The organism is Bradyrhizobium sp. USDA 4461 (assembly GCF_054055655.1).
In genome coordinates, this window is sequence record NZ_JBSRXM010000001.1 from 7,572,164 (window position 1) to 7,594,625 (window position 22,462).

Below are 22,462 nucleotides of genomic sequence, written 5' to 3' on the forward strand. Positions count from 1 at the left end.
TCTAAGTGAGTCTTGGAAATGGATCGGATGCGAGGACCGCGGTCGCAGCGGCAGGCAACGCACCGGATTCGATCAGCGATGCGGCCCGCGCGAGATCGTCGGCCATGTAGCGGTCGGCGGCGAGCGCCGGCACCTGCGCACGCAACGCGGCAATGACGGCAGCGAGCGGCGCGCTGGTCGCGTGCGGCGCGCGCAGCGTGATGCCCTGCGCCGCGACCAGCAGCTCGATCCCGAGGATCGCCGCGAGATTGTCGGCCATGTCGGACAACCGGCGCGCGGCATGCGCGGCCATCGAGACGTGATCCTCCTGATTGGCGCTGGTCGGCGTGGAATCGATCGAGCACGGCATCGCGCGCTGCTTGTTCTCGGCATAGAGCGCGGCTGCCGTCACCTCGGCGATCATGAAGCCGGAATTGATGCCGGGCTGCGGCGTCAGGAACGGCGGCAGGCCGAAATTCAAGGCGGGATCGACGAGGGTTGCGATCCGGCGCTCGCTGGTCGCGCCGATCTCCGAGAGCGCCAGCGCGATCTGGTCGGCCGCGAACGCCACCGGCTCGGCGTGGAAATTGCCGCCCGAGACGATCTCGCTGGTCTCGACCAGGACCAGCGGATTGTCGGTGACGGCATTGGCTTCAACGATCAGCCCGCGCGCGGCTTGCGCGAGCAAATCGAGCACGGCGCCCGCGACCTGCGGCTGGCAGCGCAGGCAATACGGATCCTGCACGCGCTCGTCGCCTTCGAGGTGCGACTGCCTGATGTCGCTGCCGTCGAGCAGCGCGGTCAGGGTCGCCGCCGCGGCGATCTGCCCGTCATGACCGCGCAAGGATTGAATTTCGGGGCGAAACGGCACCGTGGACGCCATTGCCGCATCGACCGACAGCGCACCCGTCACCAGCGCGACGCACACAAGACGATGTGCACGCAACAGGCCGGCGATCGCGTAGGCGGTCGAAAATTGCGTGCCGTTGATCAGTGCGAGCCCCTCTTTGGGACCGAGCGTCAGCGGCGCAAGGCCGGCAGCGGCCAGCGCCTCGCCGCCCGGCACGACCTTGTCATCGAGGAATGCCTGCCCCTCCCCGATCATGACCGCGGTCATATGGGCGAGCGGCGCCAGATCGCCGGAGGCACCGACCGAGCCCTGCTGCGGCACCAGCGGATAGACACCGCGTGCCAGCATGCCCTGCAACTGCTCGATGACCTCGCGCCGCACGCCGGATGCGCCGCGGCCGAGCGAGATCAGTTTCAACGCCATCATCAGGCGTACGATCGGTCCGGGCGTGGCCGGACCTACGCCGCAGCAATGCGACAGGATCAGATTGCGCTGCAGCAGCGCAGTCTGGTCGGGCGCGATGCGCGTCGACGCCAGCTTCCCGAAGCCGGTATTGATGCCGTAGACGGGAATGTCGATCTGCGCGGCCTTCGCCACGATCGCCGCGGCCGCCTCGACGCGCGGCCAAAACGAGGGATCGAGCGCGATCGACGCGCCGGCGAGCACACGCGCGAGCACGTCGAGGCCAACCGTACCGGGTGTTACGACGATCGGTGCGGCAGCAGCGCTCATTGTCCCCTCCACACCCGGCCGTGCAGCGGGTTGAAGCCAATGCGATAGACCAGCTCAGCGGGCCGCTCGATGTCCCAGATCGCCAGATCGCACCATTTTCCGGCATCTAACGTACCGATCTCGGCGAGCATGCCGAGTGCCCGTGCCCCTTCCCGCGTCACGCCTGTCAGACATTCAGCGACCGTCATCCGGAACAGCGTCGCGCCCATGTTCATTGCAAGCAGTAGCGAGGTCAGCGGCGAGCTGCCGGGATTGCAATCGGTCGCCAGCGCCATGTGCACACCGTGCCTCCGGAACAGCTCGACCGGCGGCTTCTGCGTCTCGCGAATGAAATAGAATGCACCGGGCAGCAGCACCGCTGATGTTCCCGACTTTGCCATCGCAACGGCACCGGCCTCATCGGTGTGCTCCAGATGATCGGCCGACAGCGCGGAGAATTTTGCGGCGAGCGCCGCGCCGCCGAGATTCGACAGTTGATCCGCATGCAGCTTCAAGGGCAATCCGAGCGCACGCGCCGCCTCGAACACCCGCGCCGTCTGCTCTCCGGAAAATGCGATGCCCTCCATGAAACCATCGACGGCATCGGCAAGGCCCGCCTTGGCCACGGGCGGCAGCATCTCGTTGCAAACCAGATCGATATAGCGGTCCTTGTCGCCATCGGCTTCTGGCGGCAGCGCATGTGCGCCGAGAAACGACGTGCGGATCGCAACCGGCCGTACGCGGCCGAGGCTGCGCGCCGCCGCAAGCTGCCGCATCTCGGTCTCGGCGTTGAGGCCATAGCCGGACTTGATCTCGACCGTGGTTGCCCCCTCGCCGATCAGCGCGTCGAGCCGCGGCAGCGCGCCGGCGACAAGCTCGGCCTCGGTCGCGCTGCGCGTTGCGGCCACGGTCGAGACGATGCCGCCGCCCGCGCGCGCGATCTCCTCATAGCTTGCGCCCTTCAGGCGAAGCTCGAACTCATGCGCGCGGTTGCCGCCATAGACCAGATGGGTGTGACAATCAACGAGCCCGGGCGTGATCCAGCGGCCGCCGCAATCGATCCGTTCTATGGCATCGCCATCCACAGGAAAGTCGGACTGCGCGCCGGCATAGACAATGCGGCCGTCGCGCGTCGCGATCAGGCCCTGCTCGATCTCGCCGAGATCGACGCGGTCGCTGCGCATCGTGGCGAGCCGGGCATTGTGCCAGATGCGGTCGAAGCGCTCTGCCATGCGATCGTCCCCTCGGGCTGGGATGCTTGACTTATATGTCTAGACATATAATCGTGTCGACGTTCTGTCCAGCCGGCGTGGAAAAATGACACGACTGCATTTCGCATGTGCGCTGCTGCCTTCGGGCTGGGCCAATGATGTGCAGCTTGTCGTCGCCGACGGCACGATCGCCTCATTGACGGCAGGCGTTGCGCCCACTGCCGGCGACGAACGCCACCAATTGGCCATTCCGGGGTTGGTGAGCCTGCACAGCCACGCCTTTCAGCGCGGCATGGCCGGCCTGGCCGAACTGCACGGCGACACCACCGACACGTTCTGGACCTGGCGCGAGACGATGTATCGCTTTGCGCTGACGATGACGCCGGACGACGTCGCCGCCGTTGCCACCCTGCTCTATGTCGAGATGCTCGAACGGGGCTTTACCCGCGTCGGCGAGTTCCACTATCTGCACCATGATCGCGACGGCTCGCCTTACGCCAATCCGGCCGAGATGGCCGTGCGCATCGCGGAGGCGACTGCGGCCTCCGGCATCGGGCTCACGCTGCTGCCGAGCTTCTATGCGCACAGCACGTTCGGCGGCGCCGCGCCGCATGCCGGGCAGCGCCGCTTCATCTGCTCGGTCGATCAGTTCGCGGCGCTGATGGCAGCCTCGCGCGAGGCGATCCGGAAACTGCCGGGCGCCACTATCGGCATCGCCCCGCACAGCCTGCGCGCCGTGGCGCCGGATGAGCTCGCAGCGATCATTCCGCTTGCCGAGGGAACGCCAATCCACATCCACGCTGCCGAACAGCTGCGCGAGGTCGAAGATTGCCTTGCCTGGTCCGGGCAGCGGCCGGTCGAATGGCTGCTCGACCATGCGCCCCTCGATCAGCGCTGGTGCCTGATCCACGCCACCCACATGACGGAAAGTGAAGTCGCCGCGCTCGCCCGCAGCGGGGCGGTCGCCGGCCTTTGCCCGACCACTGAAGCAAGCCTCGGCGACGGCATCTTTTCCGCCCGCGAATTCCTTGCCGCGGGCGGCCGGTTCGGCGTCGGGACCGATTCCAACATCCTGGTCGGCGTCGCCGACGAACTGCGCCAGCTCGAATACGGCCAGCGGCTGAAGCACCGCGAGCGCAACGTGCTGTCGGGGCGCCCCGGCGCATCCACCGGCCGCGCGTTGTTCGATCACGCGCTCGGAGGAGGTGCGCAGGCTCTGGCGCAGACCAACGCCGGGCTCGCGCTCGGCGCGCGCGCCGACATCGTCAGCCTCGACACCACGCACCCGTCTCTGGCGGGGCGGTCGGGCGATGCGTTTCTCGACGGCTGGCTGTTTGCGGCCGGGAGCGATGCGATCGATTGCGTGTGGGCCGGCGGCGACAAGGTGGTCGTGGACGGACGGCATCGGCTGCGGGACAAGGCGCGCGAGCGATTCAACGCAAGCATCCGGAGGCTCGTCGCATGAGCCTCGCTTCCGATCGGGCCAAGCCCCGTGTGGCCGGCAAGCCGACGCTTTACAAGCGGATCCGGCTCGACATCGAGACGCGGATCCTGACCGGCGAATGGCCGCCGGGCCACCGCATTCCCTTCGAGCACCAGTTGATGGCGCGCTATCGCTGCTCGCGCATGACCGTGAACAAGGCGCTGTCGGAATTGGCGCAAGCCGACCTGATCGAGCGGCGGCGGCGGGCGGGCACCTTCGTGCGCCGACCGCAGCACATGTCGGCGGTGCTCAAGATCGCCGACATCAGGGCCGAGATCACCGCGCTCGGCCGCAGCTACGGCTATCAGCTGATTGATTGCCGGCGACGCACCGCGACCGCAGCTGATCGCACCCGGCTCGGCGTGAGCGCGGCCGGCAAGGTGATCGCGATCGCCTGCCGGCACAGTGCCGACGACGTGCCGTTCGCCGTCGAGGACAGGCTGATCGATCTCTCCACGGTTCCGGAGGCCGCAACCGCAGACTTCGCGCGCGAACCGCCGGGATCGTGGCTGCTGCATCACGTGCCGTGGACCGAGGCCGAGCATACAATCAGCGCGGTCGTTGCCGACGACCACACGGCCAAGGCGCTCGACATCGCGGTCGGCGCGCCCTGCCTCGTGATCGACCGCTACACCTGGCGCAGCGCGCGCACGGTGACCGCGGTACGGCTGCATTATCCAGGCGAGACGCACCGGCTGGTGGCTCGCTTCAAGGGAGGCTGAGGCCGTCTTGCGCGGCATATTTCATGCAATGCATCGTCAGCCACCGACATGCCTCATGCGGCAATCCGCCGCGACTGAGTGAAGACATCAACCGGGTTCAATCCATCTCAAGGGGTCGACTATCATGCGTTCCTTCAAGCTATTGCCCGCCATCGCAGCGCTGCTCGCGTCCACCGCCGCGTTCGCGGATGACGTCAAGGTCGGCGTCGGCATCTCCGGATGGACCGGCTTCGCACCGCTGACGCTCGCCAGGGAGGCCGGCATCTTCAAGAAGAACGGCCTCGACGTCACCTTGAAGAAGATCCCGCAGAAGGACCGCCATCTGGCGATCGCCTCGGGCGACATCCAGTGCGCGGCGACGACGGTCGAGACCTGGATCTCCTGGAACGCCAATGGCGTCGCGACCAAGCAGATCTTCCAGCTCGACAAGAGCTACGGGGCCGACGGCATGGCCGTGCGTAACGACGTCGCCGCGATCAAGGACTTGAAGGGCAAGACGGTTGCGGCATCGGCGCCGGGCACCTCGCCCTATTTCGCGCTGGCCTGGATGCTGAAGAAGAACGGCCTCACGGTGAAGGACGTCACCGTGGTCAATCTGGAGCCCGCCGCCGCCGCGCAGGCCTTCGTCTCCGGCCAGAACGACGCCGCGATGACCTACGAGCCCTATCTGTCGACGGTGCGCGCCGCACCCGACAAGGGCAAGATCATCGCCACCACGCTCGACTATCCGATCGTGATGGACACGTTCGGCTGCACGCCGAAATTCCTCACCGACAATCCGAAGGCGGCCCAAGCGCTGGCCGACAGCTATTTCGAGGCACTCGACATGATCGCCAAGGATCAGGCCAAGGCCTACGAGATCATGGGCGCCGACGTGAAGCAGTCCGGCGAGCAGTTCGGCAACTCGGCAAAATACCTGCGCTGGCAGGACAAGGCCGCCAACCAGAAATTCTTCGCCGGCGACTTTCTCACCTTCAATAAGGACGCGGCGGAACTCTTGCTCGAGGTCGGCATCATCAAGGCCGCGCCGAAGATCGAAGACATCTACGACGCCAGCTTCATCAAGTAATGCGTCCTCTCGAGCCCACCACATCGAAGCAGCGCGTGGCCTATGGCCTCGCATTCTTCGTGCTGTTCGTCGTTCTCTGGTCCTGGGCGACGTTCGGCGGCCATGTGTCGAAGACATTTCTCGCCAACCCGCTGACCATGGTGCAGGAAGGCTACGAGCTGCTCGCCAAACAAGGCTTCCTGTTCGACATTGGGATGACGATCTGGCGCGTCATCGGCGGGTTTGCGCTTGCCGCTTTGATCGCGGTGCCGATCGGCGTGCTGATGGGGGCCTACAAGCCGGTCGAGGCGTTCCTCGAACCCTTCGTGTCCTTTGCGCGCTATCTGCCGGCGTCTGCCTTCATCCCGCTGCTGATCCTGTGGGCCGGCATCGGTGAGTTGCAGAAGCTGCTGGTGATCTTCATCGGCGCCGTGTTCCAGATCATCCTGATGGTAGCCGTCACCGTCGGCGCCACGCGACGCGACCTGGTCGAAGCCGCCTATACGCTCGGCGCCCGCGACAGCGGCATCATCCGCCGCGTGCTGCTGCCCTCCGCCGCACCGGAGATCGCCGAGATCCTCAGGCTGGTGCTCGGCTGGGCCTGGACCTACGTCATCGTCGCCGAGCTGATCGGCTCGTCGTCCGGCATCGGCCACATGATCACCGACAGCCAGGCGTTGCTCAACACCGGGCAGATTATCTTCGGCATCATCGTGATCGGGCTGATCGGCCTGATCTCCGATTTCCTGTTCAAGGCGTTCAACGCCTGGCTATTCCCGTGGAAGCTCGCATGACCCTGCTTCGGATCGATCAGGTCTCGCGAACCTTTGCCGCCCGCGCCGGCAACGCGCCGACGCGCGCGCTCGAGCCGACCACGCTCGACGTCGGCGACAACGACTTCGTCACCATCCTCGGCCCCTCCGGCTGCGGAAAATCCACCCTGCTGCGGATCATCGCCGGCCTCGACCGGCCGACCAGCGGGCGGGTCGCGCTCGACGGCCGCGCAGTCACCGGCCCCGGCGCCGATCGCGGCATGGTGTTTCAGTCCTATACGCTGTTTCCCTGGCTGACGGTGCGGGAAAACATCGCCTTCGGTCTGCGCGAGCGCGGCATATCGCAAGGCGAGCGCCGTGACATCGCCGACGCGTTCATTCGCCGGGTCGGGCTGTCGGGCTTCGAGAATCACTGGCCAAAGCAATTGTCCGGCGGCATGCAGCAGCGCACCGCGATCGCCCGGGCGCTCGCCAACGATCCAAAGATCCTGCTGCTCGACGAGCCGTTCGGCGCGCTCGACAACCAGACCCGGGCCTTGATGCAGGAGATGCTGCTCGGGATCTGGGAGCGCGACCAGAAGACGGTGCTGTTCGTCACCCACGATATCGAGGAGGCGATCTTCCTCGGCAGCCGCGTCATCGTGATGAGTGCCCGCCCCGGCCGCATCAAGGCGGAGATCGCGGTCGATCTCCCCCATCCCCGCTCCTACAAGATCAAGACCACGCCCGAATTCGTCGCCCTCAAGGAGCGGCTGGTCGAGGAGATCCGTACCGAAGCCCTCAAGGTCGCCGAACAGGCCTGACGGTCAGCCAGATTTTAGTGGCTGATCATCCAGGGACGCGCAGTCGGAAAACCCTTTGCCCCGCTTTTGGTCTTGGTCATCAGCCGCGCCGGCTTCTTCTTTCCCGACGAGGAGCAGCAGCCGCAGCCCGGGCCGTGCGCGGCCTTGTACTGATCGAGCGTCTTCGGCGCGTGCCGGCTCTGCTCGTTGGTGGCGTGGGCCTTGCGCTTGTGCGAAGGCATGCAGAAGAACGCCGGCGCGGTGAGGATCACGCGCGGCGACGTCGTCTCGCAGCTTGGGCAGTCCTGCGGCAGGTCGCATTCCGCCATCGGCCGCATGTCCGTGAACGGGCCGCAATCATTGCATAGATATTCGTAGATCGGCATCTTCTTAATCCTTGCGCAGTCGTGTGACATCCGGCGATGGATGCGGGGCGGCCAAGTCGCAGCCGTCCCGCACCCTTCGCGCAGGGATCACCTAGAGCATCACTTGTCGGGCGAGATCGGCATCTGCACGTCGCCCGTGATGTGCTTGATCGGCCCCGCCGACGACGGCATCACGTCGAAGTCGAAGATCTCGGTCGGCAGCCACAGCGTGGCGCAGGCGTTGGGCACGTCGACCACGCCGGAGATGTGGCCCTGGCACGGCGCGGTACCAAGGATCGAGTAGGCCTGGGCGCCGGAGTAGCCGAACTTCTTCAGGTATTCGATCGCGTTCAAACAGGCCTGGCGATAGGCGATATGGACGTCGAGATAGTGCTGCTTGCCGGCCTCGTCGACCGAGATGCCCTCGAAGATCAAGTAGTCCTTGTAGTTCGGCGTGATCGGCGACGGCTTGAACACCGGGTTCTTGATGCCGTACTTCGACACGCCGTCCTTGATGACGTCGACCTTGATGTGCAGCCAGCCGGCCATCTCGATGGCGCCGCAGAAGGTGATCTCGCCGTCGCCCTGGCTGAAATGCAGATCGCCCATCGAGAGCCCGCCGCCCGGCACATAGACCGGGAAATAGATCTTCGAGCCGCGCGACAGATCCTTGATGTCGCAATTGCCGCCATGCTCGCGCGGCGGCACGGTGCGGGCGCCTTCGAGCCCGATCTTGGCCTTGACGTCGCCCTTGGCCTGGCCGGCATGCGCGGTGGGCGCGAACGGCGGGTTGGCGAGGCCCGGCACCCGGGTCGGGTTGGTCGCGATCAGCTCGGCTTCGCGCGCATTCCAGGCCGCCAGCATCTTGGCATCGGGCAGACAGCCGATCAGGCCGGGATGGATCAGGCCGGCGAAGTTCACGCCGGGGACGTGACGCGAGGAGGTGTAGAGGCCCTTGATGTCCCAGATCGACTTCTGCGCCAGCGGGAAATGATCAGTAAGGAAACCGCCGCCATTCTGCTTGGAGAAGAAGCCGTTGAAGCCCCACAGGCTCTCCTTCAACGGACCGACGTCGAGCAGGTCGACGACCAGGAGATCGCCGGGCTCGGCGCCCTTGACGCCGATCGGGCCGGACAGGAAGTGCACGATCGACAGGTCGATGTCGCGCACGTCGTCGGCAGAATCATTGTTTTTGATGAAGCCGCCGGTCCAGTCGACGGTCTCGATGATGAAGTCGTCGCCGGGGCTGACCCACTCGACGATCGGAACCTCGGGATGCCAGCGGTTGTGGATCTTGTCGTTTTCATAGGCCGACTTGCTGAGATCGACCTTGATCAGTGTATCTGGCATCGCATTGCTCCCCTTCGCTTACTGGTGGTGGTTACACAGACAGATATTTCGAAATCTGCGCGGCATCGACGCTGTCGCGCGGATCGTCGCGGACGATCTCGCCGTTCTCGATGACGAGCACGCGATCGGCGATGTCGAGCGCGAAGCTCAGCACCTGCTCGGAGACGACGATCGACAGCCCACGCTCATCGCGGATCCGCTTCAACGTGCGCGCCATGTCCTTGATGATCGACGGCTGGATGCCTTCGGTCGGCTCGTCCAGCAACAGCACCTTCGGCTTGGTCGCAAGCGCACGGGCGATCGCGAGCTGCTGCTGCTGTCCGCCCGAGAGATTACCGCCGCGGCGGCCCTTCATCTCGAGCAGAACCGGGAACAACTCGTAGATGTCGCCGGGCACTTCGGAGCCGCCCGACACCACGAGCCCGGTCTCGATGTTCTCCTTCACCGTCATGGTGGAGAAGATCATGCGGCCTTGCGGCACGTAGGCCAGGCCCTTCGCGACCCGCTCGTAGCTCTTCATCGCGCCGAGCTCGGTGCCGTCCATCGACACCGAGCCGCTCTTGGCCGGCAGGATGCCCATCAGCGACTTCATCAGCGTGGTCTTGCCCATGCCGTTGCGGCCCATGATCGCGACGATCTCGTTCGACGCGACCTTGACGTTGAGGCCGTGCAGCACCTCGCTCTGGCCGTAGGCGACGTGAAGATCATTGATTGCCAGCATCGACGCCGCTCCTAGGACTGGATGGTCTTCTTCACCTCTCCCCATCGGGGAGAGGTCGGCGCGTAGCGCCGGGTGAGGGGTAACAGCTCCCACGAGGAAGCAAGACCCCTCACCCGGATCGCATCCAGCGATGCGATCCGACCTCTCCCACAGGGGGAGAGGTGAACCGGGTTTGCAGGTCGATCGACCGTGATCATCAGTCAGTGGCCCAAATAAACTTCAATGACCTTGGGATCGTTCTTGACGTGGTCCATCGTCCCCTCGGACAGGATCTGTCCCTGGTGCAGCACGGTGACCTTGTGGGCGATGTCCTCGACGAACTTCATGTCGTGCTCGATCACCAGCACGGAGCGGTCCTTGATGATGCGATTGAGCAGCTCGGCAGTCTTGGCGCGCTCGGACACGCTCATGCCAGCGACCGGCTCGTCGAGCATCAGCAGGTCCGGATCCTGGATCAGCAGCATGCCGATCTCGAGCCACTGCTTCTGGCCGTGGCTGAGCTGGTCGGCATAGGTGTTGAGGCGGTCCTTCAGGAAGATCATCTCGGCGACCTCCTCGACCCGCTGCTTGACGGTATCGTCGCGCTGGAAGGTCAGCGAGCCGAACACGGTGCGGCCGCGCGGGAAGGAGATCTCGAGGTTCTCGAACACGGTGAGATCCTCGAACACCGACGGCGTCTGGAACTTGCGCCCGACGCCGGCCTGCACGATCTCGTTCTCGCGCAGCTTTGTCAGCTCCTGGCCGCGGAACTGGATCGAGCCTGACGTCGCCCGCGTCTTGCCGCAGATCAGGTCGAGCACCGTGGTCTTGCCGGCGCCGTTCGGGCCGATGATGACGCGGATCTCGTTCTCCTCGACATAGAAGGAGAGATCGTTGACGGCCTTGAAGCCGTCAAAGGACACGGTGAGACCGGAGACCGCGAGCAGGAATTCCTTGGGCTGATGGCCGACGAGCATGATGGTCCCTCCTCACTCGGCCGGTGCGCCGTCGGCGATCATGCCGGCCGCCGATTTCGATTTGCGCGATGACAACAAACGATCGATGCGGGGCTGGACGTGGTCCGCCCAGATGCCGGACAGCCCGTTCGGGAAGGCGAGCACGACCGCGATGAACAGCGCGCCGAGGCCGAACAGCCAGAGCTGCGGGAAGGATTCCGAAAGGCTGGTCTTGGCGAAGTTGACCAAGAGCGCGCCCCAGACCGCGCCGAAGATCGACATCCGGCCGCCGACCGCGGTGTAGATCACCATCTCGATCGACGGCACGATGCCGACGAAGGACGGCGACATGAAGCCGACTTCGAGCGTGAACATCGCGCCGCCGATCGCGGCGAACACCGCGGCGGCGCAGAACGCGAAGATCTTGAAGTTGGCGACGCTGTAACCGGAGAAGCGCACGCGATCCTCCTGCTCCCGCATCGCCACGAGGATGCGCCCGAGCTTTGTCAGGCGAATGAACTGCGCGGCGACGATGCATCCGAACAGCAGCACAACCTCAACGAAATACAGAATGAACTTGGCGTGATCGGTGCGGATATCCCAGCCGTGCAGCGTGCGCAGGTCGGTGATGCCGTTGATGCCGCCGGTGTAGCCCTGCTGCCCCACAATCAGGATGGTGAGGATCGCGGCGATTGCCTGCGTGATGATCGCAAAGTACACGCCGCCGACCCGGCGCTTGAACATCGCAGCGCCGATGATCAGCGCGAAGAAGGCGGGAACCAGCAGTATCGCCAGCAGCGTGACCGGGAAGCTATGGAACGGCTTCCAGAAGAAGGGGAGCGACGTCAGCTGGTTCCAGTCCATGAAGTCGGGAATGCCCGGCGTCGACTGGATCTTGGTGTTCGCGACCGACGATGCCTCGAGCTTGAGGTACATCGCCATGCAGTAACCGCCGAGGCCGAAGAACACGCCCTGCCCCAGGCTCAGGATGCCGCCATAGCCCCAGCACAGCACGAGCCCGATGCCGACGAAGGCGTAGGTCAGATATTTGGCGACCAGATTGAGGCGGAAGATATCGAGCGACAGCGGCAGGACGAGAAACAGCAGCACCGCGAGCGCAAGGAAGCCGAGCAGTTCGGAGCGATTGAAAAAGCGCGAGTTGATCATGACCAGCCTGCTTGTTCTTATTTGCGGACCTTGAGCGCGAACAGCCCCTGCGGACGCACCATCAGGATCGCGACGATGGTCAGCAGCGTGATCACCTTGGCCATCGATCCCGACAGGAAGAACTCCAGCGTCGACTGGGTCTGCGAGATCGAGAAGGCGGAGGCGATGGTGCCGAACAACGAGGCGGCGCCGCCGAACACCACGACCAGGAAGGTGTCGACGATGTAGAGCTGGCCGGCGGTCGGCCCGGTCGAGCCGATCATGGTGAAGGCCGAGCCGGCGATACCCGCGATGCCGCAACCGAGACCGAAGGTGTAGCGATCGACCTTCTCGGTGTTGATGCCGACGGCGCCCGCCATCACGCGATTCTGCACTACGGCGCGCACCTGCTTGCCCCAGCTCGACCAGAACAGGATGTAGAACACGACGATCGTGATCAGGATGGTCAGCGCCATCACGAACATGCCGTTGATCGGGATCTGGATCGAGTCGGTCGCCTGCCAGGAGCCCATCATCCAGTCCGGCAGTTCGACGCCGACCTCACGCGCGCCGAAGATCGAGCGATAGGCCTGCTGCAGGATCAGGCTGAGGCCCCAGGTCGCGAGCAGCGTATCGAGCGGCCGCTTGTAGAGATGACGTATCAGCGCCCACTCGACCAGCATGCCGAGCGCGCCGGAGGCGATGAATGCCAGGATCATGGCGATGAAGAAGTATCCCGGGAACAGCCAGGGCGCGACATGCTGCACGGCGTTCGACGTCATCCAGGTGACGTAGGCGCCGAGGATCATGAACTCGCCATGGGCCATGTTGATGACGCCCATCTGGCCGAAGATGATGGCAAGCCCCAGCGCCATCAGCACGTAGACGGAGAACAGGATGAGCCCGGCAAATCCCTGCATCGCGAGGATGGCACCGAGGTCGCTGATCGAATAGTCGCCGAACATCTGGTTCTCCAGTCCAAGGGGCTGGCGCCGCCGGTCAAGCGACGCTCGTTCCGCGGCGTGGACGACAACGTCCACGCCGCGATGCGTTGTGGAGCTTCGTAGCCCGGGTGAGCGGCAGCGATACCCGGGACGGTCCCGCATATCGCGGAGCCTGTCATCGGGCGCGCGTTCGCGCGACCCGTTGGCTCATGCGGGCTACCGGCTCACTGGTAGCCCTTGGGGAACGGATCCGGCTCGACCAGATCGGCGGTCTCGTAGATCAGCTCGTACTGGCCGTCGGCCTTGGCGCGTCCGACGCGGGTCTTCGACCAGAGGTGATGGTTCTCGTGGATCCGGACGTAACCTTCCGGCGCGCCCTTGAACTCGACGCCGGGGGACGCTGCCGCAATCTTGTCGATGTCGAAGCTCTGCGCCTTCTCCACGGTCAACTTCCACAGCCACGGGCCGAGATAGGCAGCCTGGGTGACGTCTCCGATCACGGTCTTCTCGCCCCACATCTTCTTGAACGCGGGCACGAAGGCCTTGTTGTTCGGATTGTCGAGCGACTGGAAGTACTTCATGCAGGCATAGGCGCCCGCGATGTTCTCGCCGCCGATGCCGTCGATCTCGTCCTCGGTCACCGAGATGGTGAGCAGCGTCTGCTTCGACAGGTCGATACCGGCCGCCTTGAGCTGCTTGTAGAACGCGACGTTGGAGCCGCCGACGATGATCGCGTAGATCACGTCGGGCTTGGTCAGCTTGATCTTGTTGATGACCGAGTTGAACTGGGTCGAGCCGAGCGGGAAGTATTCCTCGCCGACCACCTTGCAGCCCTGCAGATGGTTCTCGATGTGCTTGCGCGCGATCTTGTTCGAGGTGCGCGGCCAGATGTAGTCCGAGCCGAGCAGGTAGAAGCTCTTGGCGCCCTTGGTCTTGTTGACCCAGTCGAGGCCGGCGATGATCTGCTGCGTCGCCTCCTGGCCGGTGTAGATCACGTTCTTGGACTGCTCGAGGCCTTCGTAGAAGGTCGGGTAGTACAGCATGCCGTTGTATTGCTCGAACACCGGCAGCACCGCCTTGCGCGAGGCCGAGGTCCAGCAGCCCATCACGGCGGCGCATTTGTCGTTGACCAGCAGCTTCTTGGCCTTTTCGGCGAAGGTCGGCCAATCGCTGGCGCCGTCTTCCTGGATGAACTTGATCTTGCGGCCGAGCACGCCGCCGGCGGCGTTGATCTGCTCGATCGCGAGCTTTTCGGCCTCGACCGAGCCGGTCTCGGAGATCGCCATGGTGCCGGTCACCGAATGCAGGATGCCGACCGTGACTTCGCTATCGGTGACTGCAAGACCCGTGGTGTTGACCGCGGAGGTTGCGGGAACGTCGGCAAATGCCGGACGGCCCAGCATCGAAACGGCCGGCAAGGCCGCCATTCCCATCAAGAGCTTGCGCCGGAGCGGAGACTTCAGGCCTGGTTTTGTTTCGTCTGACATGAGCACCCCATCTGGTTCGAGAACGCTTATTGATGAGGCGAGGATTGCTTACTTTTGTGCAGCGCACTGATACGTGAGATCGCGTATACTGCACCGCAAAATAGCGACGTAGGTTTTTGGTACGGGATTTGCCCGCGATCAGCGCATCGTGGACCAGGAGTAAGAGCGAAGTGGCAGGGCGGCAGCGGATAGACCGCGTCAGGCGCCAATACAATCAATGGGTCGCCAACCAGACGCTGGAAGACTACGCGCTGCGCTTCACCGCCAAGAGCGCGCGGCGCTGGTCCGCCGCCCGCGTCGCCAACACCGCCCTCGGCGCGATCTCCTTCCTGGCGCTGGAGGCGATCGGCGGCACCATCACGCTGAACTACGGCGCGATGAACGCCTCCGCCGCGATCCTGGTCGTCAGCGTCATCATCTTCCTGTGCGGGCTGCCGATCGCGTATCACGCCGCCAAATGCGGCATCGATATCGACCTGCTGACCCGCGGCGCCGGCTTCGGCTATATCGGCTCGACCATCACCTCGCTGATCTACGCCTCCTTCACCTTCATCTTCTTCGCGATCGAGGCGGTGATCCTGGCCAGCGCGCTCGACATGTGCTTCGGCATCCCGCGGCCGATCGGCTATCTGATCAGCGCGGTCGTGATCATTCCGCTGGTCATCTACGGCATCACGCTGATCAGCCGCTTCCAGCTCTGGACGCAGCCGCTGTGGATCATCCTCCACATCATGCCGTTCGCGGCGATCGCCTGGGCCAATCCGCATTCCTTCACCGAGTGGCGCACATTCGCCGGCGATCACGGCGATCCCGCAGGGAGTCTCGATCTGCTGCTGTTCGGCACCGCAGCCTCGGTGGTGTTCGCGCTGGTGGCGCAGATCGGCGAGCAGGTCGACTTCCTGCGCTTCCTGCCGCGCGACCGCCGCACCTCGCGCAAGGCCTGGTGGATCGCACTGCTCGGCGCCGGTCCAGGCTGGATCGTGCTCGGCGCGCTCAAGCTGCTGGCCGGCTCGTTCCTCGCCTTCTTCGCGCTCAGCCACGGCGTATCGGCCGAGCATGCGGCCGAGCCCGCCAACATGTATCTCGAGGCCTTCCGTTACGTGCTGTCGCAGCCGGATCTCGCGATGGCGCTGACCGGCACGTTCGTGATCCTGTCGCAGGTCAAGATCAACGTCACCAACGCCTATGCCGGCTCGATCGCCTGGTCGAACTTCTTCTCCCGGCTCACCCACTCGCATCCCGGCCGCGTCGTCTGGCTGGTGTTCAACGTCGTCGTCGCGCTGCTGTTGATGGAGATCGGCGTCTACAAGGCGCTGGAGCAGACGCTGGCGCTCTACTCCAACGTCGCGATCGCCTGGGTCGGCGCGCTGGTGGCCGATCTCGTCATCAACAAGCCACTCGGCCTGCGGCCGCAGCACATCGAGTTCAAGCGCGCGCATCTCTGCGACATCAATCCGGTCGGCGTCGGTGCGATGACGATCGCGACCGTGGTCTCGATCAGCGCGTTCTACGGCCTGTTCGGCCCGACCGCGAAGGCGCTGTCCGCCTTTGTGGCGCTCGCGGTCGCGTTCATCACCGCGCCCCTGATTGCCTGGGCGACCGACGGCAAGTACTACATCGCGCGCAAGCCGAAACGGAGCTGGCAGAACATTGAATCGATCCAGTGCTGCATCTGCGAGCATGCGTTCGAACCCGAGGACATGGCCTCCTGCCCGGCCTATGCCGGGCCGATCTGCTCCCTGTGCTGCTCGCTCGACGCGCGCTGCCACGACCTCTGCAAGCCGCATGGCCGGATCGGCGCGCAGGTCTCGGACGCGCTCGGCAGGGTGATGCCGCAGCCGATCTATGCCCGCCTCAATTCGCAGCTAGGCCATTACCTCGGCGTGTTCGCCGTCTCGGCCGGCCTTGTGGCGCTGGTGCTCGGCCTGATCTATTTGCAGACCACGGCAGCCGTGCACGCCAACGAATTGTTGGCCGACGTGCTGTGGAAGGTGTTCTTCGCGCTGACCCTGATCATCGGCGTCGTCGCCTGGCTGTTCGTGCTGGCGCAACAGAGCCGGCGCGCCGCCGAGGAAGAGACCAAGCGGCAGACCACGCTGCTGATCCAGGAAATCGACGCCCACAAGCGCACCGATGCCGAGCTGCAGCGCGCCAAGGAAGTCGCCGAGTCAGCCAATCTTGCCAAGAGCCGCTACGTGGTGGGCCTCAGCCACGAGCTCCGCTCGCCGCTGAATGCGATCTCCGGCTACGCGCAGCTACTGGAGCAGGACGACAGTCTCCACATTCGGCCGCGCGAGCAGGTACGCGTGGTCCGCCGCAGCGCCGATCATCTGTCGGGACTGATCGACGGCATTCTCGATATCTCCAAGATCGAGGCCGGCCGTCTCTATCTGTCGCGCGACGAGGTGCGGCTGAACGATTTCCTCGAGCAGCTGGTCGGCATGTTTCGCCTGCAGGCGGCAGCAAAAGGCATCAACTTCGTGTTCAGGCGACCCGCCGTGCTGCCGGTCGTGGTCTATGCCGACGAGAAGCGGCTGCGGCAGATCCTGATCAACCTGCTCTCGAATGCGATCAAGTTCACCCAGTCCGGCCAGGTGCAGTTCGTGGTGCACTACCGCAGCCCGGTCGCCGAGTTCGAGGTGATCGATACCGGGCCGGGCATCCAGCCCGACGACCTCGAGCGGATCTTCGCGCCGTTCGAGCGCGGCGCGCTCGGCGTCACCCAGCCGCAGACCGGCACCGGGCTTGGCCTGACCATCAGCCGCCTGCTCGCGGGCGTGATGGGCGGCGACATCAAGGTGTTGAGCACGGTCGGCACCGGCAGCACATTCCGCGTCAAGCTCTTGCTGTCCGAGGTCACCAATCCGCGCCGCGATGCGCCGGTCGATGCTCCCGTGTACGGCTATCACGGTCCGCGCAAGACGATCCTGATCACCGACGACGATCCGACCCATCGCGACCTGCTGCGCGAAATCCTGGCGCCGCTCGGCTTCATCCTGCTCAGCGCACCGGATGGACCGGGCTGCCTTGCGTTGGCGCAGCACTGCCGTCCCGACATGTTCCTGCTCGATATCTCGATGGCCGGCATGGACGGCTGGACGATCGCCGAAACCCTGCGCTCCGAGGGCCATCACCAGGCGCGTATCCTGATGATCTCGGCGAGCGCGCTGGAGGCCCATGGCGCGCCGCTGGCGCAGCCATTCCACGACGGTTATCTGATGAAGCCGATCGACATCCCGCGGCTGCTCGAGGCCATCCGGCAGTTGCTCAAGATCGAATGGCAGTACGAGGCCGAGCCGGCCTCGCCTGCGCAATGGAAGCCCGACAGCGGTTCGCGCCCGCCGGTGAGCTATGTCGAGGAGCTGATCGGCCTCGGCCAGCTCGGCTATATCAGGGCGATCCAGCTCAAGCTCGACGAGATCGGCAATGAACATCCCGAACATGCCGACTTCGTCGGCCAGATGCGCACGCTGATCGACCGCTTCGATCTCGATCAATACATGGCGACGTTGAAGACATTGCACAGCTATGACCATTGAACCAAGAAAGCGCGACGTCGCGCTCGTCGTCGACGACTCTCCGGAGACGTTGCGCCTGCTGACCGACGCGCTCGACGGCGCCGGCATGACCGTGATGGTCGCGCTCGACGGCGCCTCTGCGATGCGCATCGTCGACCAGATCACCCCCGACATCGTGCTGCTCGATGCCGTGATGCCGGGCATGGACGGTTTCGAGACTTGCCGGCGGCTGAAGCGCGACGCCGGGCTCGACGGCGTGCCGATCATCTTCATGACGGGGTTGGCCGAAACCGAGCACATCGTGCGCGGGCTGGAGGCCGGCGGCGTCGACTATGTGACCAAGCCGATCGTGGTCGAGGAGATGCTGGCGCGGATCCGGGTCCATCTCGCCAATGCGCGGATGACGCAGAGCGCCCGCGCCGCGCTCGACGTCTCCGGCCGCTACCTGCTCGCGGTCAACAGTTCAGGCGCGCTGCTCTGGGCGACGCCGCAGGCGCAGCGGCTGCTGTCGGACACACTCGCCGACGCCGCGGACAATTTCGTGCTGCCGGAGCCGATGCCGCAATGGCTCGAGCAGGCGCAGAAGGGTACGGCGGGAAAGAAGACCGCGACGGTGGCGTCGTTCCCCGGCAATGAGCAGCTACGGCTGCAATATATGGGCAAGCTCGGTCCCAACGAGTTCCTGCTGCGGCTCGCCAAGGACACCAGCGGCGACATGCCGGCCGAATTCTCGAGCGAGCTCGGCCTCACCACCCGCGAGGGCGAGGTGCTGTCCTGGCTTTCCAAGGGCAAGACCAACCGCGACATTGCGCAGATCCTGGGCTTAAGCCCGCGCACCGTCGACAAGCACCTCGAGCAGATCTACGCCAAGCTCGGGGTCGAGAACCGCACCGCCGCCGCGGCAATCGCGGTCAACGCCAGGCATCGGAAGTCTTGATCTAGCGCCTCTAGCCTTTCGGATCGGCGGGCGCAGCAGTTTCTTGTTCCGGCGGTTTCATCTTTCGCCACTGCGCCGGCGTCACGCCCATATGGCTCTTGAAGGCGCGCTGAAAGGCGGCCTCCGATTGGTATCCGACCATCTCCGCAACGGCGCCGGTCGAAAGCGATGATCCCTTCAACTCATTTGCTGCGAGCGTCATCCTGATGTCGGTCAGCAGATCGCTCGCCGATCGCCCGAGCTTCTCCTGGAACTGCCGCGCCAGCGTGGCGCGCGACATGTTGCACAGGCGCGCCAGCTCCGGCAGCGGCCATGCGTGCGCAGGCGCGCTGAACATTGCGGCCACCGCCGGCGCAAGCCTGGGATCGCCGACCAGAGCGAGAAGTCCCTGTGATGTTGCATCGATCTCGCTCGCAAGCCGCAACACCAGCGTGAACATTGCCGTCGACAGCGCGTTGAGCATGGCGTGGCCGCCGAGATGATCGTCGGCCGTTTCGCTGCGCATCAGGGACACAAGTCCGGCGAGCTGGGCAGCCGTCCCCTTTTCCGTACCTGCGCCGGCATGCACCACAAGACGCGGCGGAAGATAACTGCGCAACAGACGGTCGTGCGGAGGTGCAATCGCGAAGTGCCCGCACAGCAGGTCAAGCCGCTCGTCCGAGCCGAGGTTTTCGCTGATCGTGAAATTCCGCGCCGCCCGGTTACGCGCCTGCAGCGGCGCCGCCCCGCTTCCGTCGTGCATCACGTGTCGCGGGTTGCCGGGAAGCAGCAGGATGTCTCCGGCCTTCAGCAGCAATGGCTGTCCGCCCGCGGGATCGTCCAGAATCGCCGAGCCGGCAAGCACCGCGTGATAGGGGATCTCGTTGGTCACACCCGGGCCCTGCTCGATACGCCAGGGGACGCTGTAACTGCAGCGAATATCGAGCCGCCCGCGCACCGGCATCATTTCGAACAGCCGACTGAGCCAATCCACCACCAGTTCCCCCGAGGCAATTTATGAGACGATTGAGCATATATTCGAGCAATATGGACATTCAATGTCTCATTTCACGCTCCTATTGTCACTCCGTACTTGCTCACAATCGCAAACATGGAGTTGCATCATGTCTCGCCTCTCAGTCCCTAACCTCGAAACCGATACCGGCCCGTCCGGCCAGATCTACGCCCAGATCAAGAAGGCGGCCGGCAGCGTCCCGAACGCCTATGCGGCCGTCGCCGCCCACGGCCCTGCCGCGCTCAAGTCGATCCTCGCCGCGGATGCGGTGCTGGCCGGCGGCAGCCTGTCCAAGCGCGATCGGGAAATCATCAAGCTCGTGGTCAGCACCGCCGGTGGCTGCGATTACTGTGTCGCCGCGCATTCCCATCTCGCCAAGCTTGCCGGCGTCAAGGCCGACGCATTGAAGCAGATCCGCGACGGCGCACTTACCGGCGATGCCAGGCAGGACACGCTGATCGGCTTCGTTCGCAAGCTCGCGCAGTCGAGCGGCACCGTGAGTGACGAGGACTTCGCCGCGATCAAGGCTGCCGGCTACAGCGACGCGCAACTGGTCGAGATCAGCCTGGCGTTCGCGACCATCATCTTCACCAACGTCTTTAACCGCATCAACGACACCGACATCGACTTCCCCGCCGTCGCGTGAAGCGACCGGGCGATGTCACACAAGGGATCACGACTATGACAACGCTTTCCAGCACAGCTGACAACCGGATTGTTCGCGCACTGTACAGGTCCGGCCTGCTCGCCGAGGATCTCGACTATCACGTCGTCCGCGCCGCGATGGTGATCATGTTCCTGTTCTTCGGGTACCAGAAGTGGTTCCCCTACGAATTCGAACGGCTGGTGCCGTTCATCAGCAACGGGCCGCTGATCTGGTGGCTGTATCCGGCCTTCGGCCATTCCGGCGCCAGCTACTTCCTCGGCGCCTCGGAGTGGACGTTCGGATCCCTGCTGCTCGCAGGCTTCTGGGACAAGCGGCTCGGCGTGCTCGGCGCGCTTGGCTCGACCGGCACCTTCATCGCAACCGTCACCATCATCCCGTTTATGCCCGATGGCTGGGACGTTGCCGCCGGAGGTTTCCCCGCGATGACCGGCAACGTGCCCTTCCTGATGAAGGACGTCGTCCTGCTCGCCGTCTCGCTTTACTTGCTGAGGCAGGACGTGGTTCGTCTGACCAGGCAATAGATCTCGGCTGATCGCGATTGAGCGCCGGTGGGCCCTCGCGCACACCGGCGATCGCGCACGCCGGCGGATTGAGGCGCAGCATCCCTCGAACACGGCAACATGGTGGCCGCTGTTGCTGCGCAGGCACGGCGGCCCAAGGCCGCTTAAGGCCAAGCATAACCCATTGCCGGATTTGCGGAATGGCCTCCGTTCGGCGCGATCGGCGGCGTGGCCTCCCGCCCGGTGCCGGTGCATCGTTTGTTCCCATGCACGAACGGTCCGCAGCCCTCCGCCATGACCATAGTTCCGCCGCGCGGTCTGGGTTACAAAATACGCCGGTGTTGTTCTGGGGTGGGTTGATGAAGAAGGACGACGTCACGTGTCCGCGCTGCGGGGCTGGATTCCGACGCCTTGAGCTGGCATCCGGATCAGCAAGCAAGGGCGAGTATCGCTGCCCGGTCTGCGAGACAACGCTCGAGCAGTTCGAGGGCGACAGGCTCGTTGCCTATCGCCTCACCATCCAGCCTTCCATTCGCGGGTTGAAGACCTGATTGGCGACGGCGCATCGCATGCCGGCGCAATCCCCGATCACGATCTCCGCTTCAAGACATAACAGTCCATGATCCAGCCGTGCTGCGCACGCGCCTCCCGCCGCGCGGCGACGATGCGAGGTCCTGTCTCTGCGAGCTCCCCCGCCATGATGATCTGATCGGACATGCCGAGATAGGCGCCCCACCAGATCGTCAAGCCCGCAGCATCCAGCGTCTGGAAGGCGGCGCCGCCGTCGAGCATTACCACGATGGTATCGACGCCGGCGGGCCAACCGCCCTCGCGCAACCGCCGGCCGGTCGTGACCAGGAATGGCTCGCCGATCTCGTTGAGCGGCAGCGCATGCGCCGCGCACAGCGCCTGGATCGAGGTGATGCCTGGGATCGTTTCGATCGTGGGCTGCGGATCGAGCCGTTGCGCGATCCGCAGGCTCGAATCGTACAGCGAAGGATCGCCCCAGATCAGCAGCGCAACCCGCCCCTCGCCGCCGAGTTGGCGCGCGATTTCCTGCGACCAAGTCGCAGCGACCGCATCGTGCCAATCGTCGACGCCCTTGCGGTAGTCCTCCTCGGCGGCGTCACGCACGGGCAGGTCGAATTCGGCCATGCGCGTGCGGTCGTTGCTCAAGGCTTGCGCGCAGATCGTCCGGCGCAATTCGGCGAGGTCCGACTTCGCGGTCCCCTTGCGTGGGATCAGGATCAGGTCGGCGGCGTTGATCGCAGCGATCGCAGCGAGCGTGAGCTGCTGCGGATCGCCGCAACCGATACCAATCAGGGACAGCGTCAACATC

Annotated in this window: 21 protein-coding genes; 10 read left to right on the forward strand and 11 right to left on the reverse strand. The window is 64.8% G+C overall.

Annotation, left to right across the window (positions count from 1 at the left end; genetic code table 11):
- Position 1 precedes the first annotated feature (1 nt).
- Positions 2–1,561: a histidine ammonia-lyase gene (gene hutH / locus ACVINW_RS35635; RefSeq protein ID WP_456755608.1), complete on the reverse strand. Its 1,560-nt coding sequence runs from the start codon at positions 1,559–1,561 to the stop codon at positions 2–4.
- Complete coding sequence (gene hutI / locus ACVINW_RS35640; protein WP_456755609.1) at positions 1,558–2,772, reverse strand: imidazolonepropionase; 1,215 nt, start codon at positions 2,770–2,772, stop codon at positions 1,558–1,560. The genes hutH and hutI overlap by 4 nt, the downstream gene beginning before the upstream one ends.
- An 85-nt stretch (positions 2,773–2,857) precedes the next feature.
- Between hutI and ACVINW_RS35645 the strand changes: the two genes are divergently transcribed.
- The 5 genes from ACVINW_RS35645 (at position 2,858) to ACVINW_RS35665 (ending at position 7,580) form a co-directional block, all read left to right on the forward strand.
- On the forward strand, positions 2,858–4,216 hold the full coding sequence (locus ACVINW_RS35645; RefSeq protein ID WP_456755610.1) for a formimidoylglutamate deiminase: 1,359 nt from the start codon (positions 2,858–2,860) through the stop codon (positions 4,214–4,216).
- Complete coding sequence (gene hutC / locus ACVINW_RS35650) at positions 4,213–4,956, forward strand: histidine utilization repressor (RefSeq protein WP_456755611.1); 744 nt, start codon at positions 4,213–4,215, stop codon at positions 4,954–4,956. The genes ACVINW_RS35645 and hutC overlap by 4 nt, the downstream gene beginning before the upstream one ends.
- A gap of 124 nt (positions 4,957–5,080) precedes the next feature.
- Complete coding sequence (locus tag ACVINW_RS35655) at positions 5,081–6,025, forward strand: ABC transporter substrate-binding protein (protein WP_456755612.1); 945 nt, start codon at positions 5,081–5,083, stop codon at positions 6,023–6,025.
- Positions 6,025–6,798, forward strand: a complete 774-nt coding sequence (locus ACVINW_RS35660) for an ABC transporter permease (RefSeq protein WP_456755613.1) — start codon at positions 6,025–6,027, stop codon at positions 6,796–6,798. The genes ACVINW_RS35655 and ACVINW_RS35660 overlap by 1 nt, the downstream gene beginning before the upstream one ends.
- Positions 6,795–7,580 carry an ABC transporter ATP-binding protein gene (locus ACVINW_RS35665; protein WP_456755614.1) on the forward strand — a complete coding sequence of 262 codons (786 nt, stop codon included), beginning with the start codon at positions 6,795–6,797 and terminating at the stop codon, positions 7,578–7,580. Before ACVINW_RS35660 ends, ACVINW_RS35665 begins: the two co-directional genes overlap by 4 nt.
- 14 nt (positions 7,581–7,594) lie before the next feature.
- On the opposite strand, the gene ACVINW_RS35670 is transcribed toward ACVINW_RS35665, so the two are convergent.
- The 7 genes from ACVINW_RS35670 to urtA all read right to left on the reverse strand — a co-directional run bounded on the left by ACVINW_RS35670 (position 7,595) and on the right by urtA (position 14,507).
- Positions 7,595–7,945 (reverse strand): FmdB family zinc ribbon protein, encoded by a 351-nt coding sequence (locus tag ACVINW_RS35670; RefSeq protein ID WP_456755615.1) that lies wholly within the window; start codon positions 7,943–7,945, stop codon positions 7,595–7,597.
- Between the two features lie 99 nt (positions 7,946–8,044).
- A complete protein-coding gene (gene fmdA, locus ACVINW_RS35675) occupies positions 8,045–9,274 on the reverse strand; it encodes a formamidase (protein WP_456755616.1) in 1,230 nt (409 codons plus the stop codon).
- A 31-nt stretch (positions 9,275–9,305) separates the two neighbouring features.
- Positions 9,306–9,995 (reverse strand): urea ABC transporter ATP-binding subunit UrtE, encoded by a 690-nt coding sequence (urtE, locus tag ACVINW_RS35680; protein WP_212023054.1) that lies wholly within the window; start codon positions 9,993–9,995, stop codon positions 9,306–9,308.
- 200 nt (positions 9,996–10,195) lie between these two features.
- On the reverse strand, positions 10,196–10,951 hold the full coding sequence (gene urtD, locus ACVINW_RS35685; RefSeq protein WP_456755617.1) for an urea ABC transporter ATP-binding protein UrtD: 756 nt from the start codon (positions 10,949–10,951) through the stop codon (positions 10,196–10,198).
- Between the two features lie 12 nt (positions 10,952–10,963).
- The gene (gene urtC, locus ACVINW_RS35690) at positions 10,964–12,097 is read right to left on the reverse strand and encodes an urea ABC transporter permease subunit UrtC (RefSeq protein WP_456755618.1); all 1,134 of its coding nucleotides are present in this window, start codon (positions 12,095–12,097) and stop codon (positions 10,964–10,966) included.
- A 17-nt stretch (positions 12,098–12,114) separates the two neighbouring features.
- Positions 12,115–13,041 carry an urea ABC transporter permease subunit UrtB gene (gene urtB / locus ACVINW_RS35695; protein ID WP_456755619.1) on the reverse strand — a complete coding sequence of 309 codons (927 nt, stop codon included), beginning with the start codon at positions 13,039–13,041 and terminating at the stop codon, positions 12,115–12,117.
- Positions 13,042–13,244: 203 nt separating this feature from the next.
- Positions 13,245–14,507 (reverse strand): urea ABC transporter substrate-binding protein, encoded by a 1,263-nt coding sequence (gene urtA / locus ACVINW_RS35700; protein WP_028331438.1) that lies wholly within the window; start codon positions 14,505–14,507, stop codon positions 13,245–13,247.
- 170 nt (positions 14,508–14,677) lie between these two features.
- Here urtA and ACVINW_RS35705 point away from each other — a divergent pair, with 170 nt between their 5' ends.
- Positions 14,678–18,046 carry a hybrid sensor histidine kinase/response regulator gene (locus ACVINW_RS35705; protein WP_456755620.1) on the forward strand — a complete coding sequence of 1,123 codons (3,369 nt, stop codon included), beginning with the start codon at positions 14,678–14,680 and terminating at the stop codon, positions 18,044–18,046.
- Positions 18,036–18,962 carry a response regulator gene (locus ACVINW_RS35710; protein ID WP_456755621.1) on the forward strand — a complete coding sequence of 309 codons (927 nt, stop codon included), beginning with the start codon at positions 18,036–18,038 and terminating at the stop codon, positions 18,960–18,962. Before ACVINW_RS35705 ends, ACVINW_RS35710 begins: the two co-directional genes overlap by 11 nt.
- 10 nt (positions 18,963–18,972) lie before the next feature.
- Here ACVINW_RS35710 and ACVINW_RS35715 read toward each other — a convergent pair whose 3' ends face one another.
- Entirely contained in the window at positions 18,973–19,935 is a 963-nt protein-coding gene (locus ACVINW_RS35715; RefSeq protein WP_456755622.1) for an AraC family transcriptional regulator, read from the reverse strand.
- Positions 19,936–20,065: 130 nt separating this feature from the next.
- On the opposite strand from ACVINW_RS35715, the gene ACVINW_RS35720 reads away from it, so the two are divergent.
- The 3 genes from ACVINW_RS35720 (at position 20,066) to ACVINW_RS35730 (ending at position 21,674) form a co-directional block, all read left to right on the forward strand.
- Positions 20,066–20,602: a carboxymuconolactone decarboxylase family protein gene (locus tag ACVINW_RS35720; RefSeq protein ID WP_456755623.1), complete on the forward strand. Its 537-nt coding sequence runs from the start codon at positions 20,066–20,068 to the stop codon at positions 20,600–20,602.
- 35 nt (positions 20,603–20,637) lie between these two features.
- Positions 20,638–21,144 carry a YkgB family protein gene (locus ACVINW_RS35725; RefSeq protein ID WP_456755624.1) on the forward strand — a complete coding sequence of 169 codons (507 nt, stop codon included), beginning with the start codon at positions 20,638–20,640 and terminating at the stop codon, positions 21,142–21,144.
- Positions 21,145–21,482: 338 nt separating this feature from the next.
- Entirely contained in the window at positions 21,483–21,674 is a 192-nt protein-coding gene (locus tag ACVINW_RS35730; RefSeq protein WP_456755625.1) for a hypothetical protein, read from the forward strand.
- Between the two features lie 37 nt (positions 21,675–21,711).
- Here ACVINW_RS35730 and cobF read toward each other — a convergent pair whose 3' ends face one another.
- Positions 21,712–22,461 (reverse strand): precorrin-6A synthase (deacetylating), encoded by a 750-nt coding sequence (cobF, locus tag ACVINW_RS35735; RefSeq protein WP_456755626.1) that lies wholly within the window; start codon positions 22,459–22,461, stop codon positions 21,712–21,714.
- Position 22,462: the final 1 nt, after the last annotated feature.

Bases quoted from the DNA above. Each gene is read 5' to 3' on its own strand.
- urtB (WP_456755619.1), bottom strand. From the start codon at position 13,041: ATGTTCGGCGACTATTCGATCAGCGACCTCGGTGCCATCCTCGCGATG.
- urtC (WP_456755618.1), bottom strand. From the start codon at position 12,097: ATGATCAACTCGCGCTTTTTCAATCGCTCCGAACTGCTCGGCTTCCTT.
- ACVINW_RS35660 (WP_456755613.1), top strand. From the start codon at position 6,025: ATGCGTCCTCTCGAGCCCACCACATCGAAGCAGCGCGTGGCCTATGGC.
- fmdA (WP_456755616.1), bottom strand. From the start codon at position 9,274: ATGCCAGATACACTGATCAAGGTCGATCTCAGCAAGTCGGCCTATGAA.
- urtE (WP_212023054.1), bottom strand. From the start codon at position 9,995: ATGCTGGCAATCAATGATCTTCACGTCGCCTACGGCCAGAGCGAGGTG.
- urtD (WP_456755617.1), bottom strand. From the start codon at position 10,951: ATGCTCGTCGGCCATCAGCCCAAGGAATTCCTGCTCGCGGTCTCCGGT.
- ACVINW_RS35655 (WP_456755612.1), top strand. From the start codon at position 5,081: ATGCGTTCCTTCAAGCTATTGCCCGCCATCGCAGCGCTGCTCGCGTCC.
- cobF (WP_456755626.1), bottom strand. From the start codon at position 22,461: ATGTTGACGCTGTCCCTGATTGGTATCGGTTGCGGCGATCCGCAGCAG.
- hutI (WP_456755609.1), bottom strand. From the start codon at position 2,772: ATGGCAGAGCGCTTCGACCGCATCTGGCACAATGCCCGGCTCGCCACG.
- ACVINW_RS35720 (WP_456755623.1), top strand. From the start codon at position 20,066: ATGTCTCGCCTCTCAGTCCCTAACCTCGAAACCGATACCGGCCCGTCC.
- ACVINW_RS35730 (WP_456755625.1), top strand. From the start codon at position 21,483: ATGAAGAAGGACGACGTCACGTGTCCGCGCTGCGGGGCTGGATTCCGA.
- ACVINW_RS35725 (WP_456755624.1), top strand. From the start codon at position 20,638: ATGACAACGCTTTCCAGCACAGCTGACAACCGGATTGTTCGCGCACTG.
- hutC (WP_456755611.1), top strand. From the start codon at position 4,213: ATGAGCCTCGCTTCCGATCGGGCCAAGCCCCGTGTGGCCGGCAAGCCG.
- hutH (WP_456755608.1), bottom strand. From the start codon at position 1,561: ATGAGCGCTGCTGCCGCACCGATCGTCGTAACACCCGGTACGGTTGGC.
- ACVINW_RS35665 (WP_456755614.1), top strand. From the start codon at position 6,795: ATGACCCTGCTTCGGATCGATCAGGTCTCGCGAACCTTTGCCGCCCGC.
- ACVINW_RS35645 (WP_456755610.1), top strand. From the start codon at position 2,858: ATGACACGACTGCATTTCGCATGTGCGCTGCTGCCTTCGGGCTGGGCC.
- urtA (WP_028331438.1), bottom strand. From the start codon at position 14,507: ATGTCAGACGAAACAAAACCAGGCCTGAAGTCTCCGCTCCGGCGCAAG.
- ACVINW_RS35670 (WP_456755615.1), bottom strand. From the start codon at position 7,945: ATGCCGATCTACGAATATCTATGCAATGATTGCGGCCCGTTCACGGAC.
- ACVINW_RS35710 (WP_456755621.1), top strand. From the start codon at position 18,036: ATGACCATTGAACCAAGAAAGCGCGACGTCGCGCTCGTCGTCGACGAC.